Raw genomic sequence first — 919 nt, 5'->3', positions numbered from 1 at the left:
GAGCGGCACTCGGTCTCAACTAATCGGGCGACTGCTGCCAGTTGGATTGCCTTGGCCCGTTCCATTTGCCGCTGGCCGCCAGGCCCAGCAGAGTTTCACGGCATAGGCATCGACCGTCAGCGATTCAGCTGGCAAGTATCATTCTGTCATTTTGCGGCATCAAGCTCGGCGGGAAAGAGCGAATAGCCAGACCGCAGCTTGCCCTGACGTCACTCCCGTCTGCAGAGAGAAGCCTCCAGCTGTAAGCCTGGTAACCCAGCACCAGGTTCGTAAGGCGGAACACCTCAAGCGCGCCTCCGAACGACAGAATATCGAACTCCGGTACCAGATAAAAAACTACATCTCGGGGTACGGTGTTAAGTTGGCCACAGTTTCCCCTGGCATTTAAATCAGTTGGCCTTTTCCAAGCTCGACATAGATGCCGGAAGTGTCGCTGGCAGCATCCGGTGTCCGCTGCGGCGGTAACAGGACTGGCTTGTCGAACGATCGATGAGCTTCAGCCGGGACAGCCAACTTGGAGGACGCATGCTGGGTGGCTATTGGAGCATGTCGGCGAGTTCGAGCAGGTTCTTCGCTTTGTAGTCCCAGCCGTCCTGTGCCTTCTGGTTACCTACCTTGGATGGGTCTTCAGCATTGGCGCGAACGATGTAGGCGGTCTTCAATCCGCAACGACGGGCCGCTTCCAGGTCGTGGTCATGCGCCGCCACCAGCATGGCATTCTCCGGCTGGACCTCGAGCAACTCGCAGGCCCGCAGGTAGACCTGCGGCATAGGCTTGTAAGCCTGAGACATATCGGCGCCAACGATAAAATCCCACGGCAGATTATTGAATTTCGACACGTTCACCAGAAGCCGGGCGTGTCCATCGGACAGCGGAGCGATTATGAAACGCGACTTTAACCGAGAAAGACCTTCGCCCA

The 919-nt window shown here is 57.2% G+C and carries 1 protein-coding gene; it reads right to left on the bottom strand.

The window, feature by feature from the left end:
• Window positions 1-536: 536 nt before the first annotated feature.
• Window positions 537-919: HAD hydrolase-like protein (locus NKI79_RS33105; protein WP_352807496.1), on the bottom strand; the 383-nt coding region annotated here is incomplete at its 5' end.

Origin of the sequence: Mesorhizobium sp. M0340, assembly GCF_040321535.1 — a bacterium.
Taxonomy (GTDB): domain Bacteria; phylum Pseudomonadota; class Alphaproteobacteria; order Rhizobiales; family Rhizobiaceae; genus Mesorhizobium.
The sequence above is the reverse complement of the archived record's forward strand: the minus strand, read 5'-3'. Positions and strand labels throughout refer to the sequence as shown.